We start from the raw sequence: 18210 nt of genomic DNA, 5'->3' as shown, positions 1-18210 counted from the left end.
AGTGCGACTAGGGCAGCGATGAGAAGCGCCGTTGCGACGCCGATTTGAAGAACAAACAGCTCGGCTGAAGGGCCATTGGCGAACGCGATCACCAGCCAAAGAACACTCAGGCATGCGTAGATCACGAAGTTAGGGGACTTCCGCGATTGAGCAGACACGCGTGGACCTCCTAAGAGTCGGTTTCCGGCTCTGGGTTAGCGACGTCTGAGTCAAGCCACAGGTAGCACAGAGAAAATGTGACGAGGGTAAGGACGGATCCTATCCATTCGACGGAGAACCCAGTAAACAGAAGAATGCCGAGGGCCAGGACCGGCAGGCCCCAGGTGGCAATCCTTTTCCACTTCTTCTCAGTCCGTGTGAATATCAGCGATCGCCTGGAAGCGATCAAATAGGCGAAGACGAAGCACATCGTGAGCATGCCCAAAGATCCAAAGCGAGGTCGGGCTTCACGGCCCTGCGCTCCTGTTATCAGGTCGGGCAGCACGACCATGGCGAGGGCAGCCAGGGACAGTAGAGCGATAACCAGTGCTACTCGACGCCGGTACCTCATCACAACACCTCCCCATGCTGAATCCACACCGAAGTTGTGCACCGCGCAGTCCGGAGGCTCACACCAAAGTCCAGGCGAAGAAGCACGCGAGGATTAGTACCAGGATCGCCACGATCCCGAGAAGCTCGTTCCGAGATAGAAGGGCCCCCGTGCGGACCCTCCTTCGTAATGCGAAGCAGAGCACCAGCAGGAAGCACATTGCCAGCCCGTAGCCGCACCACAGAAAGAAATCCTCCATCAATCCTCCTGGTGGTTCTTGTGGTGAGGAGTCGCTCATTCAAAGCACCTCCTCACCGGTGAAGGTGTCCTCAAGCTACCAATCGGTTGACCAGAACAAGCTTGCTATCCGACAAGTGCGAGGACCATCATGAGACCGTACTGTCGACTGGACGGTTCGGTAGGCTGGTTTGCGTGGATGGCCTTTGAACGTTGAAGGAACATGCGCACGGCCACGCCAATGGCGAGGAGCCCGCACAGGCAGCCAATAGCAATCAGCACGGTAGACAACGGGTGAACCCCCTTTTCGCTCCACGACTATGAACTCGGTTTTGTGTGGGCATCCTTGTGCAATTGTGTCGCCCGCCCCCAGAGATACGAGTTGGCCATCGCTAAGAGAAGGCATGCCGACACAAGCCGCTCGGCGTCCCCGTCGAAGAGGAAGAGGATTGCGGCCACTGCGAAGGCGCCGGCCGCGAACATGTAGCTTTTCCTTCGAGTTAGGTCCATGGCGGCTATCCTAACGGCCGTGGTAGTAAGCCATGGTGCCTCTTTCGTCAGCACCTTTAAGGCACAAGAAGAGTGGCCCGAATCGCGTTCCGGAGCCAGACACCTCCGTGTCGATGTCGGTCAGGACAGCGCCGGCAAGGTTGGGAAGGCGCCGCGAGTCCCGGATGGCGACAGCGAGCGGGGCGAGGAACTCTAGGGTGACGACGCCACGCCGAGCCCGATCCGATCGACCCTGGCACGCTGGCGCAAGTTCATCACCCTAAACAGGAGTAATAGCTAGGGTGAGCGTCCTCAGCGTTTGGCGGGAGTAAGTGGCTTGGCTCCGGAAGCGACACATCACCCATAGGGTGGGCCCGCCGGAGGCGCTGCATGTCCATCGCGGCCGAGAAGCCGTGTATAGGCGGCGAACGGGCGAGCCTGGTGAAAAAGGACCAACTAGTTTGACCACGGTAAGACCCGGCCGGAATCATGCCGCGGCGTCAGCGCGGGGGAGGGGAACGGCCCTCGGGCCCAAGTAGCCCGTCCATCTACACTGGTCGGGTATGCAGGCCCGATTGAAAGAATGAGGGCCTAGTTGAAAGATGTGGCGCACCTGGTTGGAAGTCATCCAACCAGGTGCGCTTTTTCGTCCACCGAGGCGCCGCAATTTCGGGCGGTCTCCGTGACATCAGGCGGCCGTATTGCACTGAGATACGCGACTCGACGGGACGAGCTTTCGATTGGCGCAAGAACAACGCGGTGGAGCAGTTGCAGCGGATGCGCTGCCGCGGAGAACTGGATTCCCGGCCGTTGTTCAGGGGTATTGCCCGGGGCCGATAGCGAAATTGAATGCCACCACTGCGACAGTCATCAGGACGGGGACGCAGGACACCGTGACGGGCCACCATTTCCGCCGGGTGGAAAGGTTGTACCCGTACGCCTCGGTGATTATCGAGGAGAACGTCGCATGCATAAGGAAAAAGGCTCCGAACAGGACCGAGACGATCATCAGTTCGCCCTCGTAGCAGCCGGAGCCGTACCCGGTTTCCGAGGTACAGACCATGCGGTACCGGTGCACTCCCAAATACATTCCCAACCCCGAGGCGGGTAGCAGGCACACCACCGCGCCGAGGAGGATGACAATCGCACTGACGATGTGTGCACGGATGCATGGTGGCCGGGAGCCGGGGCCCGCTCTGGGACCTGCGCCGATGTGCGCACGCCGCTTTCTAGCGAAGGGGTGTGCCGGATGCATCGACCCGGAAGCTCTCAATGACTTCATCGGTCTCGGTGTCGATGATGACCACCGACTGTTCGGGCCATGCAGGGTTCACCACCACCGAGTACTCGACGTCATCCGGATCGACGGCCGCGGCCTGCCCGTTCTCGTCCCGGGCTGAGGCATCCACGATTTCGCCGGTGTCGGTGCGGACGGCCACCGTTTCCTTGGGCAGGCCGGAGATATCGCCCGAGACGGGGGTGCTGTTCCACCACCCTTCGTAGCCTCCAACGGCCGGCTCCTGCGAGACGGCCGGCCCTGCGGCGGCGCCCATGGAGGCTCCAACTCCAACACTGCAGGCGCTCATCAACAGCGCCGCCGCTACCAGGAACCCTGCGGTTACAGCCCGGTCAGCCTTCATCGTTCATCCCCCATGCGTCACATTCCATGAACCAACCCCACGAGCTTTCACGCCTGCTGAGTAGAAGGCCGCCGGGAAGCGATGGGGAAGGACAGAACTTGGATCCTATCCTCGAACATTAGCGGGTGTGGAACCGGTGGAAACTCTGCCCATAAGCCGATCCCTTCGGCCCTCGAACTCAGATGAGGAAACGCTGGCTTCCGTCAGCGCCTGGCCGGTTTCTGCAAAGGCGTCATATGAAGCTTCGAGAATCTGCGCGGAGGGTTCTCGGAGAATGTCAATTCTCGTGGTTCTGCGGTCCGAACAATGGAAGCACCTCCCTAAACTCTCGGGTCTGGGGCAGGATACGAGGTGTGATCAAGAAGATGCCCGAAGAGGCACGCTCCCAGGTCCTGTCCAAGAAGGACTACGAAAAGGAACTGCTGCGGTTGCAGGAGGAACTGGTCGCCTTCCAGGAGTGGGTGCGCAAGACCGGGACGCGGCTGGTCGTTATTTTCGAAGGACGCGACACGGCCGGTAAGGGTGGAACGATCCAACGCATCAGCGGTGCGCTCAACCCGCGCTCCTGCCGAGTTGTTGCACTCCCGGCGCCGACGGAGCGCGAACGGTCGCAGTGGTACTTTCAGCGCTACATTGCCCATCTGCCGGCGGCCGGGGAAATGGTGCTGTTCGACCGGTCCTGGTACAACCGGGCCGGGGTGGAGCGCGTGATGGGCTTCTGCACCGACGAACAGTATGCCCAATTCGCCGACACGGTGCCCATGCTCGAGGAAGCACTGATTTCCGACGGGATCGTCCTGGTGAAGTACTGGCTGAGTCTTTCCGATTCCGAGCAGCGCCGTCGATTTCAGAGCCGCATCGATAACCCGGCCAAGCGTTGGAAGCTGAGCCCCATGGACCTGGAGGCGCAGGCCCGCTGGGTCGACTACGCCGAGGCCAAGGACAAGATGTTCGAGTTCAGTGACACCGAGCGCAGTCCGTGGTGGGTGGTGGACGCCGACAACAAGAAAGAAGCCCGGCTCAACCTGATGGCCCACCTGCTGTCGATGTTGCCGTACGAGCAGCCGGAGTTGCCGGACATCGAGTTGCCCGAGCGCCAGAACCGGGCCTACGAGCGGCCGCCGTTGGACCGCCAGCGCTTCGTGCCCCAGCGCTACGAGATCGAAAAGTCGGAAAAAGCGCCGAAGGGCAAGAAAAAGGATTCCGTGCAGCATAAGTCCGGGTGAGTGGATCAATCACCCGCTGCTGCGACGAGAACTCATTTTCCCGGCGGAGGGTATCCGCGGGTGGGGGAGGGGAAATTCGCTTGTCATTTCAACGAGACGCCACATTCCCCCAGGTGCCGAAACTTCTTCCGGAAGACCGCAGGCCTATCTGCCGGCCGGGCGGAGCCCTACACTCGTGCAATGAGGCTTCTGTACGTGACGGAGAGCGTACCCACGTGGAATCCTGAACACGGTGACGGCAGTTCGATAATTTCATGGGAAGTGATCCGAATCCTGCATGCTGAAGTTTCAGTGACGCTCCTTACATTCGGGGGCCCGGTCGATGTGACTGATGAATTGCGGCAGCGGTGTGAAGCCGTGCACGTCCTGCCCACCCGGCGGCATCTGCTGGCGGTGATCTTATCGGTGCTCAGCCTGTACGACGTCGGGACGCTTGAACGGTCCACCCGGGCCGCGGCTGCCACCGCTGCCCAACTCTTCTCGCAGAGCAAAGTGTCGCTCGTCCACGGGCCCCACGCGATGTTCCTCGCCCGGCATTTGCAGGGGCCGGTGGCTCTCGAGACCGTCGACCCGTGGTCGGTTCGGGTAGGGATGGAAAGCGTCATGACCCGGGGCTGGAGGACCTGGTATCGAGCGGTGAAAAGCCGCTTGCTGTTGGTGGCGGAGCGCCGGATCCCCCCGCGGGCCCGGCTCCTCAGCGTGGCACCGCAGGATGCGGCGCAATGGGCGGAGCGCCTTGATCGGGAGGTGTGTAGCATCCCCAATGGCGTCGTAGCCCACACCAGGACCGTCCAGCAGCGGGAGCGTCCAGTCGTCTGTTTCATCGGCAGCCTCAACTACGGCCTCAACATCTCCAGCGTGGAGATTCTGATTCAAAGGTTTGCACCTATGGTCTGGAGGGAGGTTCCGGAGGCCAAGTTGGCCCACCCCCTGCTCACGGTCGAGGGGGACATAAAACGTTTCGTTGCGGAGGTGGTGAACCGACTGACAGTGGACCGGAGGGCGGCCGGACTTGAGGGGAATGGCGCTCCGCTCCGGCGCTGGGGCGATGTTGCCCAAGACCATCTTCGGGAACGGAATTACGCGCTCCACGAAACCTCCGGCAAGCTGCAACAGGAGGGACGGTACGCATGATCGCGGGAACGTTGTGGGATGTCCGCGCCAATGACATCGCTGGACCGGCCAACAAGCGCGGCCACGACCGCATGCCAGGGAATTGTTCCGACTGCCTCGAGCCCCGAAGCCGCTTCTTTGTCGCAGGATAGCCCCGGAACGCTGGCACGGGCCGGTGCGAAGGGGGCCATGTGGCAGGCGTTGGCCCACTCCATTGGGAGAGCGATCGTGCTTGTCACGATCGTCGTATTGGCGAGACTGCTGTCCCCGGAAGAGTACGGCCTTGTGGCGTTGGCCCTGGTGCTGATGGCATATGCGGAGATGATCGCCGATGCCGGTGTCAACCAGGCGTTGGTCTACCTGAAGCCTTCACCGGAGAACTCACGGGCGGCTCTGCTGATCGCCGCCGTGGTGGGGGGCTCGCTCACAGTCGGCGCTGTCGTCGCCGCTCCGGTGATCGCCGCCGTCTTCGATCGGCCGGAAGTGGAGGTCCTTGTGCAGGTGCTGGCCATTTCCCTTCTGGGTTCCGCTCTGGCTGCGGTCCCCGAGGCGCTCCTTCGCCGGGACCTGCTGTTCCCCCGCCTGACGGTGGCGGCGATCATCCGTTCGGTGGTCACGGGGTCGCTCGCGCTGGGCCTTGCCTTCGCTGACTACGGGGCGCTCTCCCTTGCTGTGGGAACAGTCGCCGGGACCATTGCGTACGCCGTCAGCTGCTGGCTCCTGCTGCCGGGCGGTGTCCCTTGGAAGATCTGGCGGGCACGCAGGGCAGCCCTCCGCGCAAACCTCGCGTTCGGCGCCCCGGCCGCCGGAAGCAACTTGCTGGTCCGGCTGATCTTCGACGTCGACTACGTCATCATCGCTTTGCTGCTGGGCGCCCAGGCGCTTGGCCACTACACCCTCGCCTTCCGCCTGCCCGAGCAGCTGATCATGAATGTGTTCTATCTGCTGTCGACGGTGGTCTTCCCGCTCTATTCGCGGGCGCGCAGCGACCTCGAGCGGCTTCGGGGCGGTTACCTCAAGATTGTCCAGATCCAGTCCCTTTACGGTGTCACCGCTGGCGTCGGCCTGGCGGTCGTCGCTCACATGCTGGTTCCAGTGGTGTTCGGGGATCGATGGGGGCAGGCAGTGCTGCCGCTCGTCTTCCTCTCGATGTACGCCGCGGTCCGTGCCCTGGGTGCCGGTGCGACCGATATCTACAAGGCGCTCGGGCGGCCAGGACTGTCGGTCGGCATTTCCCTTGTCCGGCTTGTCCTGCTGGTGCCGCTCCTGATATATGCCGCCCGGTGGGGAATCGCGGGTGTGGCCGTCGCGCAGTGTGCCTCCGCACTCGTGTTCGCCCTCGGGATGCAGGTAGTGGCGGCGCGGGTGCTGCGGATGAGGGCGATGCTGCTGCTCCGGGCCGTTATCCCCGGCCTGGTCTGCGGCCTGGCGGTGTCCGTGGTGGGCATCTCGGTGTCTGCGCTGCCGCTCGGAGACGGCATACCCCACCTGGCTGTCGTCATCGCGGCCGGTCTGGGGACGGTCTACCTGCTACTCCGAATGATCTTCACCTCCCTGCACGACGAGCTCGTACGGCTCGTCCTGCGGCGCTGACCGGGACCGGCACGGCCGGGTCGTCCCGCTGAGGCCAGCTGGAATCGACCAGGTGGCGCCACAACCAAAAACCCGGTTTCCGGTAAGCGCGGCCCGAAGGGAGTCCGCTCCCTGGCGCCGCTCGCCATCGCCTTCCAACCGGTACGCAAAGGTGGCGGGAAGGTCAGCTTCGGCCAGGGGTTTCAGCAGCGCGTGGGTGCGCTCAACGAGCAGGGCCAATCCATCGTCTTTGGGCAGCAGGCCCGCCAGGCGGCACATCGGGCTCCCGATCGTCCGCTCGTTCCAGCCGGCGTTTTCCGCTGCCGGACGGGTGAGGGGCAGCCGGGCGATGAAGCGCTCTCCGGCGCGCACCGCCCGGGCCGGATCAGCAACCACACGTTCGGGGTCAAGCGGCGCCCCGGTCATAACCGTCTCAATGAGCACGGCGTAAGAACCTACATCAAATGCTGCGATGACCCCGGAAAATCCCGTGGCCGCTTACGCCCCCGCTGCGCCCAGCCGGCGCAGCATGTCCGTTTCGCGGCGCACCCCCTCATTGTCGCCGGGACACCGCGGAACCTTCATCACCAGCACGGGCCGGGTTGACCCGACGGCGAAAACCAATGCCACCACATGCCTGGAAAGGACGAATTGAGGGGTGAGCAGCACCGTAGCACCTGCGCCCAATGCCATAACGCTCCCGATCACTGACGTCGAGGTGTTCACGCAGGATCGTATCCATGAACGTCATGGCGTGTCTCCGGTCTCCGGGCGGAAGCCAGTGACGGTGCCTTCGGGAATCACGGCACCGAACAAACCCAGGGACAGGGCGAGCCCGCCGATGAGTGCCTTTACCCGGCCGAAGCGGACCGTGGAGTGGCGGGAAAGGGTGTTTCGGACCGCGGTTGGTGAGGCAACACCGACAATGCGGGACGGCCGCGTGAGGCTGGATGCGTGCCAATGGATCTTCACCTCACGGAATCCCTCGCGGACCAAGGCGCGGCCGATACCTTCCAGTGTTGCGGGGCGGGAGCGGGTGGGAAGGGACCGCCGGGCCTGCACACAGATCCACCCCTCATGTTCCACGGCTGCAGCCGCCGCCTTGAGCAACTGCCGGTCCGGGGAGGAAACCAGGACAACGTGGAAACTCCTCGCCGGGGCGCCTTCCCCGCGCGTCAGAAGGTGTGAAGCCTGGGCATTGAGCAGCTGGAGCGCCGCCTCGGTGTCCTCCTCTATGGCACCGCATAGCCAATGCTGCGCGGCTCAAGGACCGGCAGCAGGAACCGCCAGTCAAGCAGCCTCCAGAGCTGAAGGTCCAGCGGCAACAGGCGTTCCTGATCATCCTTCCAGTCGCCCGCGCGTTCGTGGGGCGGGCCGGCATACCGGTTACGGCCAGGCTCGATGCGCTGACGCGGGGTATCAGCCGGTGATCGGTCCACAGGGTCCGTTCCAGGGATGGGACAGTTGCTTGGGGTATGTCGGACTTTTCAGAAGGCTCACGGGGTGCGCCTCCGGTCCGACCAGCACTGAACCAGGTAGTTGAAGGGACCCCGGGCCACCGAAAACAGTTCCAAGCGGCCCATCTTTGCCATCTCCACATCCCACTGGTCGGCGATCCTTCCGCCCGGAGCACCTGCGCCGTGGGGGAGTGGCCGTGAATTTTTCAGGAGATTCCGGACGGCCCGTGGGCTCTTGATGAGGGCCCGCCAGGCCGTGCGGGGGTTCAGGAAGATTTTCAGTATCCATGCGCCGAGGCCGATGCCGTAGCCGCGTGCCTGCGCCTGCAGGTCCTCAAGACCGTCGCGGTGGCGGTGCCAGACGATCGCCGAAGGCTGCACTACAAGTGAATAGCCTCCAAAGATAACCCTGGTGAACATGTCGACATCCTCGCCACCGCACGTTCGCGTGCCGGCACCCAACGCAGTGTCGAACTCCCCGAGGGCCACGGCGTGCCGTCGATCGAGGGCGAAGTTTGCCCCTGTGCCAAATCGCCCGATGCAGAAAGGGAACGTCGGAAGGTCCTCGGGTGGTTCAGCAAGGGAAAACACCCTCGGAACGACGTTTTTGGACCAGCTGACCCGGTTCTCGAAATATGCCTGGGTCGGGGAACGGGCCTCACCGGAAGCAACCAGTCCGGTCACACAGGCGACACGCGGCGACCGTTCAAAGCCCTCGGCAATTTCCGACAACCAATGCCGATCTACGACGACGTCATCATCCGTGAACGCGACGATGTCCCCTTTGGCGTGGCGAAGCCCCGTATTACGGGCATGTGAGAGACCCGGCACCGGTTCGGAGACCAGACGCAGGCGCGGGTCGTCGAACTCCGAGCGCACCAGTTCGCGGGTCTCATCGGTCCTTGCGGCATTGTCGACGACGATCACGTCAAAGTTTGGATAATCAAGCGCAAGGATCGCACGAAGGGCAGGACGCAGCATGGAAGCCCGGTCTCGCGTGCAGACAATGACAGTAATGGATCGAGCGGACGATCCGGGCGCGGACGGCTCCGCGGTCGGTAGGGAGTCGAGTGCCTCGTCGAGCACGTTTCGATCGAGGACACCGCCCAAGGTCTCCACGTCTACGAACCCGCGCACCGAACGCCCCTGCCGTATGAGCAACCGCGCCCGTTGGTATCCATCGGCGTTCTTCAGCCTGAGGCTGCCGACGCCGGCAAGTACGGTCAGGTCGACCAGGCCGATCCATCGCGCGCCTGACCAGTCCGGAGGGACGGTGCTCTCCATGGCGGGCGCCAGATCGAGGACGATCTTCCCGCTGCCCGATTCCGGCAGGTTCATCGTCTCGGTCAGGGTGGGGATCACAACGCTTACCGAGGCGAGCGGGGACGGGGCGTTGCGATTGTACAGCGGATTGGAGCGTGCGTACGGGATGGACAAAATTTCACCACTTCGAATGCGAACGATTGTGGCTGGTCCGTGTCAGGGACAATTCCCATCACAACCGGAGGTACTAACACTTAAGCCCACACTAGGGCTTGATCTTCGCAGTTTCGTCAAAACCGGCTACCTAAATTGTTTTGGAGGCGCTACCCGATATTTTTTATCGATACTTGGACAAAGCGGATTCTGGCTCAAACGCTTCACCAAGCGACCGTGGCCGGGCGCGTCACTGCATACGACCGCATCTCCAGGAATGACGCGGAATTCACCATCCAACCCGACGGCCTTGAATCGCCCATTCCGAATAGTCGGAAGAATCATTGACCCCCCCCGGTGTTTAAACGCATCCCGTTGAGGGCCTGACCGGTCAAGGGTCGAAGGGAGACGCTGCCAATCCGAACACGGAAGAGGGCAGCTCCTGCCGCCGGAACGTACGGAACCCCAGGGGTGGCACGTCTTGAGGCTCCCGGATGTAAGGGTTCTCTCCGCTGCTTCGAGTAGTGTGCCCCCTAGACCAGTTATGGCGGCAGGCCGTACCCTTCGAAGTACGCCGTAGTGGTAGCTCCTGTCTTGCTGGGCGAGGTGCCCGCTACCCGGCTGCTGGGGAGCAGGATTTATGGCTGAAGACTGGGGGTTTTTAGGCACCGATGAGACTGGGCGTTGCGGCGCCGCACCGGTGTTGATCGAGCCCCGCCATCGGGCGGTTTACCCGCATCTGTTCCGCACCAAGCGAGTTCTCGGGGACAGGACGGCGTCGGGGGCGCCGGCCCGGCCAGCCATGTTCCTGAAGGACGTGCCGTGCGCTTGGAGCTCCCCGCTACCTGCCCTATTGGGCCGGGCTTCTCTTCTATAACTCCCACGGCATGTTCAAGGAACTTTTCAATCCTGCGGCCGGTGGACTTTCCCTCGGGACCAATGCACTGTGGTTGACCGCGGCGAGAATCGCGCCCATGGCTGCGGGTTTCCTGTTCTGGATTCTGGCGGCACTACTGTTGGTTCCAGCACAGCTTGGTTTGAGTTCCGCGATCGTCGCGGCGGCGTTGCTGACGGTCCAAATCGGGATGCTGGGCGTGGGCCAGGCCACGCTATCGCTGTTGCCTGCGCAGGACGATGGGCGCCGCCGGCTGATAGCCACTAGCCTGCTCACAGTAGGGCTCTCCTCGCTGGTCGCGGCTATTGTGGTGCTCAACATCACGCGGGCCGTCGGCCCCGGGGTTGGTCAGGCCTGGGATGACCCCGCGGTTACGCTGGCGTTCCTGGCTGCCGCCTTCTTTGCCAGTACCGCTTATCAGCTCGACCACGTCAACGTGGCTTTGTCACGGGCCGATCTGGCCCTGGCACGCAGCGTCCTCCAGTCATTCATTCAGCTGGCGGTCCTGATCGTTTGCCTCACCGCCGGGTACCGGAGTGTGATCGCGGTTGTCGGCGCCGTCGCCCTCGGCGCGGTGGCGAGCGTTGGGCTCGGGGTGCGCCAGATCCACCGAGCCGGTCTCGGTGCCCCGTGGAAGGAAGGCATCCAGTTTCGGGAAGTGTCCGGGTTGCTGCGTCCGGCACTCCGCAACTACCCGCTCATGCTCGCCGATCGGGCACCGGGCTATCTCCTGCCTCTTATCGTCGCCGCGACGCTGAGCACCTCCGCAACGGCCGCCTGGTATATGGTCTGGATGCTGGGAACGGCAGTCTCTTTCGTTCCACAATCGGCCGGTTTCTCTCTCCAGGCGAAGCTCGCTGCGCCCGGCCCGTGTCATTCGATCATTGGGCAGGCACTGAAGATGAGTCTGCTAGTCACTGTCGCGGCCGGGGGGACACTGCTGGGAGTGGGGCCGTTTGTCCTGCGGGCGCTCGGCCCGCAGTACGCGCCCTACTGGGTGCTTTTGCCGCTCCTGATCCCGGCACTGATCCTGACCTGCGTGACCCAGATCTACTACGCCGTCTGCCGGGCCGATGGCCACTCGGCTGCCGCCACTGGGGTCGCAGTCCTCGCGGCCGCCATAGCGGTGGTGCCCGCAGCAGCTGTGATCCAAAATTTCGCACTGCCCGGATTGACCGTGCTGTGGCTCGGTGCTCAGGTGACGGCCGCACTAATTGCGGGGTGGCGTCTGCGGGCGATGGTGGCCCGAACGGGAGGCGAGCGCACGGACCAACGGCCCGACGACGAGATCCGGGGAGTGGACGAGTTGAACGCCCCCTGATGGGTCAGCGCTTGAGGAGCCGGAGGCGCCTGGTGTCATCCGACGGGAAGGCTGCTCGCCGGGCTCCGTTCCCAGATGGCCACCCAGTCGACGTAGACGTGGGCGCTCGCCCCGGGCGCCGGACACACCTTCACGCAGGACTCGGTTTGGAGGATGTAGTGCATTGGCTTGTTGGGCGTATCCGACATACTGACGCCGATCGACTGCCCATCGAGGAAATACTCCACGCGGCCGGGGCTCCACTCCATCACGGCTGTATGCCACCCGGTGAACGGCGTCTCGGTGCGGAACAGGTCCACCCTATTGTCCTTCGCGCCAGTTCCATGCATGGCTGCGTAAATGTAGGTCGATAGGTCCCCCTCGGGGAAGTTGAGCTCTCCGTCCTGCGGCCACTGCTTGCTGTCGGGCCACAACAGCCACGCCAACTTAAATCCCTTCAGGGCGTCGGACTTGAAACGCACGGCGTACCGACCGTAGGTCTGGCTGTTGAAGGGCCGCTCACTGGATGGCGCGAACTTGGGGGACGGGGCGGCACCCATGGAAACGCCGTTTTCGGTGTGAAGATAGAAGTCCAGGAGACCATCGTGGACGCTCAGGACCTTTGATGGGTAATATCCGGAATTTTTTCCACGCTTGCCGGCCGTGTCTGGTGTGCCGTCGAAATAGTTCTCGCTCCATTTCGCGCTGTAGATCTGGCCTGGGAAACCACCGATGGCGACGTCTCCGTCGGTGAAGTCCTCGGTGAAGACCTGTTTCCAACCAGGGAGGTCACCGACCGGCATGGCCTCTGGAGAGGGAGCATTGGCTTCCTTGGTTTCCGACGGGAGAGCATTCACTTCCTTGGTCTCCGGCGGCGGTGTCGCGGAAACGGAAGCCGGGTGGTGGGAGTTTGTTGGCTCCGCTGCAGAACCTTTACTCGGATCCGAACCGGCAACAACATACAGCAGGCTGTACGCCAAAGATGACAAAACAATGCTCACGACGAGGATGCTGGCCGGTACATTATGCCGATTCTCCGCCATGGTTTCCCTCCGAATAAGAGGCTACTTTTTAATTGGAATTTGCAGACTCAATAGGAGCAATCTACAGAAGCGGACTGGAGCGCGATAGTGGTGCCCGGTACTCGGAGAATCCGGGAACTACTCGGACAATTCTGGAACTACTTGGAAGCGGCGCTCCCGAAGGCCTCCGCCGGCGAGTAAGGAGAGCAGGCTAACGGGACCACCCCTACCACCCGCGAGCAGCTGCGCCGGTGCCGGCGACATCGTGACGGTCCATGCAGGCGCACAGCACCTGCTCCGAAACAGCGCGACCGAGAACCTAGGGGAAAGAACCCTTCTCAATGCACTCAAGGTGCATTATCGTGCACTTATGGATGAAAGTACGACGTCGCTGGCATCTGCGATCGGTGAGCGCGTTCGAAGCGAGCGGCAGACACGGCGCCTGACACTTGACCAGCTCGCGGAGGCGGCCGGAGTAAGCCGCCGGATGGTGGTCAACGTGGAGCAGGGGCTCGTTAACCCCAGCGTGGGCACCCTGCTGCGGATCAGCGATGCGCTCGGCGTCGGGCTGCCGGCGCTGGTGGAGCCGCCCCGGGCGAAACCGGTGAAAATAACCCGCAACGGGGACGGCGCCGCCCTCTGGACAGGTGCCTCAGGTGGTCGCGGGGTGCTTGTAGCGGGGACCGAAAAACCCGATGTGGTCGAACTGTGGGATTGGACGCTGGAGCCCGGAGAGTCTCACCGTAGCGAGGCGCACTCGTCCGGCACGAAGGAGCTCCTCCAGGTCCGGCAGGGGGCAGTTACTATTTCGGTCGCCGACCAGACAGTCGTCCTCGCCGATGGTGACGCCATGACGTTCCCCGGAGACGTCGACCATTCCTACACCAACCCCGGCGGGCAGGCGGCCCGATTCACCCTGGCGGTCTTCGAGCCAGGCGTCGGGTCGGGGCACATGCCGGAAGCCCCGAATGGCTGAGCAGGTGGTCATGAGCTCCCGCGCACGGGGCCCCGTTCCACCGTGGGGGCTGGCCGTGGCGGCGATGATGTCGGTCCAGCTCGGGTCGGCGCTGTCGGTTGGCCTGATCGGGTCCATCGGGCCAGCCGGCACCGCGTGGCTCAGGCTCAGCATGGGGGCCTTGATCTTTATGCTCCTTGCCCGTCCGCCCCTGCGCCGGGTGCGCCGCCGAGATGTCCCGGTACTGCTCGGGCTGGGCATCATGACGGGGCTCATGACGGTCGGATTCCTCGCCGCGCTCGAATACATTCCCCTGGGCACCGCGGTTGCCATCGAGTTCCTCGGCCCATTGACCGTCGCCGCCGTGCGCAGCCGCTCCTCCCGGGCCCTGATCTGGCCGATCGTCGCCCTGGGCGGCGTCGTGCTGTTGACCGAACCCTGGCGAGGTGAGGTGAATCCCGTGGGCATCCTCTTCGCAGGACTCGCCGCCATCGGATGGGCGCTCTACATCGTGCTCAGCCAACGCGTCGGAGACCGTTTCAGCGGCATTTCGTCCCTCTCACTCACCATCCCCATCGCCGCCGTGACTGCTGCCGTCGTCGGGATTCCACAGGCGGCAGGGCACCTGAGCCTCGAGGTTATCGCCGCGGCCGCGGGACTGGCCCTCCTGCTCCCTGTGCTGCCGTTCGCACTCGAAATGCTCGCGCTTCGGCGCATGACGGCGACCGCCTTCGGTACGCTGATGGCGCTTGAACCTGCGATCGGGCTGTTCCTCGGGTTGATCGTCCTCCGCCAGCAGCCCTCGCCTGTCCAGCTGCTGGGCATCCTTCTCGTCGTCGTCGCCGGTGCCGCGGCGCAGCGGGGAAGCCGCCGCTCCACCCAGCACTCACCAACCGCCCGCCCCGCCGACTTCCCCGGCTGACCGGCACGCACTCCAGGCAGCCACCGCGTTCCCGGCAGGCGCAGGCAGCCCGGCCCTCCCAGAAACGGAGCACCGAAAATGTTCACAGGCCTCAGTGCCTTTCCGCTCACCCCGCTCGCCCATGGCGCCGTGGACGAAGCCGCCTTTGTCCACCTCGTGGCACGGCTTCGGGAAGCACGGGCCGACTCCATCACTGCGCTCGGTTCCACCGGGTCCTACGCCTACCTCACCACCGACGAGCGCGCCCGCGTCGCCCGCCTGGCGGTGGAGCATGCCGGGCCGGTCCCGGTCTTTGTCGGGATCGGGGCGCTGCGGACCTCGCAGGTTCTTGAGCACGCCGACCGGGCCGAACAGGCCGGAGCATCCGCCCTCCTGCTGGCGCCTATGACCTACCAGCCCCTCACCGAGGACGAGGTGTTCGGCCTCTACCGGGCGGTGACCGAGCACTCGCCGCTGCCCGTCATCGTCTACGACAACCCCGGCACCACCCGCTTCACCTTCTCAACCGGACTCTATGGACGCATTGCCCAGCTGCCGGGGATTGCCTCGATCAAGATCCCGGCCCTACCATCGGATCCGGAGTCTGCCCGGGCGCGCGTTCGGGAGATCCGGTCGGCCATCCCTGCCCAGGTGACGATCGGGGTGTCAGGGGACGCCGCAGCGGCTGTGGGGCTGGCCGCCGGATGCGATGCCTGGTACTCGGTCATCGGCGGCACGCTGCCCGCCCCGGCCCTGCGCCTGACCCGGGCCGCCCAGGAAGGACGGAGCGACGACGCCGCCGCCGAATCCGAGCGCCTGGCCCCGCTGTGGCAGCTCTTCGGCGAATACGGCGGAAGCATCCGCGTTGTGGCCGCCATCGCGGAAGAGCTGGGGCTGACGTCGGAGAACTGCCTTCCGCTGCCTCTCCAAGGGCTGAACGACCAGCAGCGGGCGCGCGTGGCCGGGGTGATCCGTGACCTCCGACTCGACGGCTGAACCCGGCACCGCCTCCGGCCCCGGCGGCCACCACGGAGGACGAATCGGCACCGGATCCGGGCGCCTCAGGGATCGCCGGGCCGCGGCGTTGGCCCGCTACGTCGTCGCCGCGACCCTCGTGCGCAGCGCCGACGGCGGTGCCGTCGTCGCCATCGTGCTCCTCGCTCTCGACTGCGGGCTGCCGGGCTGGCTGGCAGGCGTCCTCGGTGCGTCGATCACCGCACCGCACCTGCTCGGTCCATTCATCGCCAGGCGCCTCGACACCGCTGACGACGGCAGGAAGCTCATCGCGCTGTCCGCGGTCCTCCACGGGGTGCTGCTCGGCGCAGCAGCCCTGCTCCTTCCGGTGACCTGGCCGCTCTGGCCGGCCCTGTTGCTTTTCGCCTCGGGCCTCTTCGGACCAATGCTCACCGGTGGAATCAGCAGCCGCCTGCCCGCCATCGCAGGTCCCGCGCAGAGGAGCCAACGCAGGGCGCAGAGCTGGGACGTGGCAAGTTATGGGCTGGCAGGAACCCTCGGCCCCGCCGCCGTCGCCTGGATCGCAGCAGCGGCCGACCCGCTTACCGCCACCCTCCTCCTCGCCTCGGCCGCAGTCCTCGGAGCGGGAGGCATCCTCGCCCTGCCAAGGCAGGAGCCACCCGTACGGGGGGTCGACGTACCGGGACCCGTGCGGACCCTCCGCCTGATGGTGCGTTCCGGTCCGCTGCGCCGTACCCTCCTGCTCACCGTCACCGTAGCCTTCTCCGTGGCGGCGCTGCCCATCAGCGCGGCCGCTGCCACGCTCGACACGCCCCCGGCCGCCGGCGCCCTGGTCGCGGCATACGGAATAGGGAACCTCCTGGGATCTGCGGCCCTCATGATCCGCCCGCTTCGCAGGGATGCGGACCGCCTCATGAGCTCCCTGGCCCTCCTCGTGGCGGTGATGCTCACCCTCACTCTGCTCACCCCCGGTTTCAGCGCCTCCCTCGCGGCGTTCGGTCTCACCGGGACCGCGAATGCGCTGTTCTTCGCCGCAACGCTCGCCGGCCGCAGCGAATACGCCCCGCAGGCCGCCCGCGGCCAGGTTTTCATCTGGGTCGGCGCACTCAAGATCGCTGCGGGCTCGGCCGGGACCGCAGCCGCAGGTGCCGTCGTCACCTTCGGTTCCTGGGTCCCGCTGGGCCTTGCCTCGGCGGCGACCGTCGGGGCCGCAGCCATCAGTGTGCTCGATCGGTCCCGGTCGGGGGACCGGCCACCCCGTTAGCGCTGCGAAGAAGCCGGAGCCGGCCCGCGATGGCGGGGCGGGGCACGCGTCGCCGCCGCGTGTTCCTGCTAGCCCAGGGTCGATGTGTCGATGACGAACCGGTACCGCACGTCGGAGGCCAGGACGCGTTCGTAGGCGTCATTGATCCTGCTCGCCGGGATGACCTCGATCTCCGCACCGAGTCCGTGCTCGGCACAGAAGTCGAGCATTTCCTGGGTCTCACGGATACCACCGATCATCGAGCCGGCGAAGGAACGGCGGCCCATGATGAGGGAGAACGCGTTGACGGGGAGTGGTTCGGCCGGGGCTCCGACGTTCACCAGGGCGCCGTCGAGGGCCAGCAACTGGAGGTAGGCACTGATATCGAGGGGGGCGCTGACCGTATTGATGATCAGGTCGAAGGAGCCGGCCAGCTCCGTGAAGGTGTTCTCATCGCTGGTCGCGTAGTAGTGGTCGGCGCCCAGTTTCAGACCATCCTCCTGCTTCTTCAGCGACTGGGAAAGCACGGTGACCTCCGCCCCCATGGCGGAGGCAAGCTTCACCGCCATGTGGCCGAGGCCGCCGAGCCCGACGACGGCGACCTTCCGGCCGGGGCCGGCGCCCCAGTGCCGCAGCGGCGAGTAGGTGGTGATTCCCGCACACAGCAGCGGGGCGGCAGCGTCAAGGCTGATCCCTTCGGGGATGCTGACGACGAAGTCCTCGGTCACCACGACGTGCGTGGAGTAGCCGCCCTGGGTGATGGTCCCGTCGCGGTCCACCGTGCCGTAGGTGCCGATGGACCCGGCAAGGCAGTACTGTTCCTCGCCCTTCCGGCAGTTCACGCAGTCCCGGCACGAGTTCACCATGCAGCCGACACCCACCCGGTCGCCGACGGCGTGCTTGGTGACCTCCGGGCCCACTTCGGTGACGATTCCGGCGATCTCGTGACCGGGGGCCAGCGGGTACTGCTGCGGACCCCACTCGCCGCGGACGGTGTGGATGTCGGAGTGGCAGATACCGGCAAACTTGATCTCGATGAGCACGTCGTGCGGGCCGACGTCGCGGCGCTCGATGGTGGTGGGGATCAGGCCCTCGGTCGCTGAGGGCGCAGCATAAGCAGTAACGGAAAGCATGGTTTCTCCTAAGGAAGCTGGGCGTGAACGGCGCCGTCCCGAGGGCGCATCGGCGTTCCCTCGATGCCGTTCCCATCAATTCGACCCTGTTTCCTCCGCGCGAAGAA

Annotated in this window: 16 protein-coding genes; 8 read left to right on the top strand and 8 right to left on the bottom strand. The window is 64.6% G+C overall.

The genetic code is table 11. The features are described 5' to 3' along the window. Positions 1–608: 608 nt before the first annotated feature. The 3 genes from E2F48_RS15055 to E2F48_RS15045 all read right to left on the bottom strand — a co-directional run bounded on the left by E2F48_RS15055 (position 609) and on the right by E2F48_RS15045 (position 2895). Entirely contained in the window at positions 609–827 is a 219-nt protein-coding gene (locus E2F48_RS15055) for a hypothetical protein (RefSeq protein ID WP_165968790.1), read from the bottom strand. Positions 828–2069: 1242 nt separating this feature from the next. After that, on the bottom strand, positions 2070–2318 hold the full coding sequence (locus E2F48_RS15050) for a hypothetical protein (RefSeq protein ID WP_133404777.1): 249 nt from the start codon (positions 2316–2318) through the stop codon (positions 2070–2072). Positions 2319–2484: 166 nt separating this feature from the next. Beyond that, positions 2485–2895 carry a hypothetical protein gene (locus E2F48_RS15045; RefSeq protein WP_133404776.1) on the bottom strand — a complete coding sequence of 137 codons (411 nt, stop codon included), beginning with the start codon at positions 2893–2895 and terminating at the stop codon, positions 2485–2487. A 365-nt stretch (positions 2896–3260) separates the two neighbouring features. Between E2F48_RS15045 and ppk2 the strand changes: the two genes are divergently transcribed. From ppk2 to E2F48_RS15030, 3 genes are all read left to right on the top strand, one after another. After that, positions 3261–4121: a polyphosphate kinase 2 gene (gene ppk2 / locus E2F48_RS15040; protein WP_185149833.1), complete on the top strand. Its 861-nt coding sequence runs from the start codon at positions 3261–3263 to the stop codon at positions 4119–4121. Between the two features lie 180 nt (positions 4122–4301). Then, positions 4302–5255, top strand: coding sequence for a hypothetical protein (locus tag E2F48_RS15035; protein ID WP_133404774.1), 954 nt, complete (start codon positions 4302–4304; stop codon positions 5253–5255). A 168-nt stretch (positions 5256–5423) separates the two neighbouring features. After that, entirely contained in the window at positions 5424–6827 is a 1404-nt protein-coding gene (locus E2F48_RS15030) for an oligosaccharide flippase family protein (protein ID WP_165968789.1), read from the top strand. Here E2F48_RS15030 and E2F48_RS15025 read toward each other — a convergent pair. The 3 genes from E2F48_RS15025 to E2F48_RS15015 form a co-directional block, all read right to left on the bottom strand. Further along, positions 6765–7250 (bottom strand): hypothetical protein, encoded by a 486-nt coding sequence (locus E2F48_RS15025; protein WP_133404772.1) that lies wholly within the window; start codon positions 7248–7250, stop codon positions 6765–6767. The two genes, E2F48_RS15030 and E2F48_RS15025, sit on opposite strands and share 63 nt — an antisense overlap. A gap of 54 nt (positions 7251–7304) precedes the next feature. Then, complete coding sequence (locus E2F48_RS15020) at positions 7305–7532, bottom strand: hypothetical protein (RefSeq protein WP_133404771.1); 228 nt, start codon at positions 7530–7532, stop codon at positions 7305–7307. A gap of 770 nt (positions 7533–8302) precedes the next feature. Beyond that, a complete protein-coding gene (locus E2F48_RS15015) occupies positions 8303–9625 on the bottom strand; it encodes a glycosyltransferase family 2 protein (RefSeq protein ID WP_133404770.1) in 1323 nt (440 codons plus the stop codon). A 941-nt stretch (positions 9626–10566) separates the two neighbouring features. Between E2F48_RS15015 and E2F48_RS15010 the strand changes: the two genes are divergently transcribed. Further along, a complete protein-coding gene (locus tag E2F48_RS15010) occupies positions 10567–11895 on the top strand; it encodes a lipopolysaccharide biosynthesis protein (protein WP_133404769.1) in 1329 nt (442 codons plus the stop codon). A gap of 35 nt (positions 11896–11930) precedes the next feature. Here the strand turns inward: E2F48_RS15010 and E2F48_RS15005 are convergent, their stop codons facing one another. Further along, positions 11931–12917 (bottom strand): glycoside hydrolase family 16 protein, encoded by a 987-nt coding sequence (locus E2F48_RS15005; RefSeq protein ID WP_246019077.1) that lies wholly within the window; start codon positions 12915–12917, stop codon positions 11931–11933. 349 nt (positions 12918–13266) lie between these two features. On the opposite strand from E2F48_RS15005, the gene E2F48_RS15000 reads away from it, so the two are divergent. The 4 genes from E2F48_RS15000 (at position 13267) to E2F48_RS14985 (ending at position 16991) form a co-directional block, all read left to right on the top strand. Beyond that, entirely contained in the window at positions 13267–13872 is a 606-nt protein-coding gene (locus tag E2F48_RS15000) for a helix-turn-helix domain-containing protein (protein ID WP_133404768.1), read from the top strand. After that, the gene (locus E2F48_RS14995; protein WP_425455790.1) at positions 13865–14773 is read left to right on the top strand and encodes an EamA family transporter; all 909 of its coding nucleotides are present in this window, start codon (positions 13865–13867) and stop codon (positions 14771–14773) included. Before E2F48_RS15000 ends, E2F48_RS14995 begins: the two co-directional genes overlap by 8 nt. 78 nt (positions 14774–14851) lie before the next feature. Beyond that, positions 14852–15748 carry a dihydrodipicolinate synthase family protein gene (locus E2F48_RS14990; RefSeq protein ID WP_133404767.1) on the top strand — a complete coding sequence of 299 codons (897 nt, stop codon included), beginning with the start codon at positions 14852–14854 and terminating at the stop codon, positions 15746–15748. Next, entirely contained in the window at positions 15726–16991 is a 1266-nt protein-coding gene (locus tag E2F48_RS14985) for an MFS transporter (RefSeq protein ID WP_246019076.1), read from the top strand. Before E2F48_RS14990 ends, E2F48_RS14985 begins: the two co-directional genes overlap by 23 nt. Positions 16992–17059: 68 nt before the next feature. Here the strand turns inward: E2F48_RS14985 and E2F48_RS14980 are convergent, their stop codons facing one another. Then, positions 17060–18103 carry an NAD(P)-dependent alcohol dehydrogenase gene (locus E2F48_RS14980; RefSeq protein WP_133404766.1) on the bottom strand — a complete coding sequence of 348 codons (1044 nt, stop codon included), beginning with the start codon at positions 18101–18103 and terminating at the stop codon, positions 17060–17062. Positions 18104–18210: the final 107 nt, after the last annotated feature.

The sequence above is a fragment of the Arthrobacter crusticola genome, from assembly GCF_004357995.1.
In the GTDB taxonomy this organism is placed as follows: domain Bacteria; phylum Actinomycetota; class Actinomycetes; order Actinomycetales; family Micrococcaceae; genus Arthrobacter_D; species Arthrobacter_D crusticola.
Note: the sequence above shows the minus strand (reverse complement) of the source record. Positions and strands in the feature narration are given on the sequence as shown.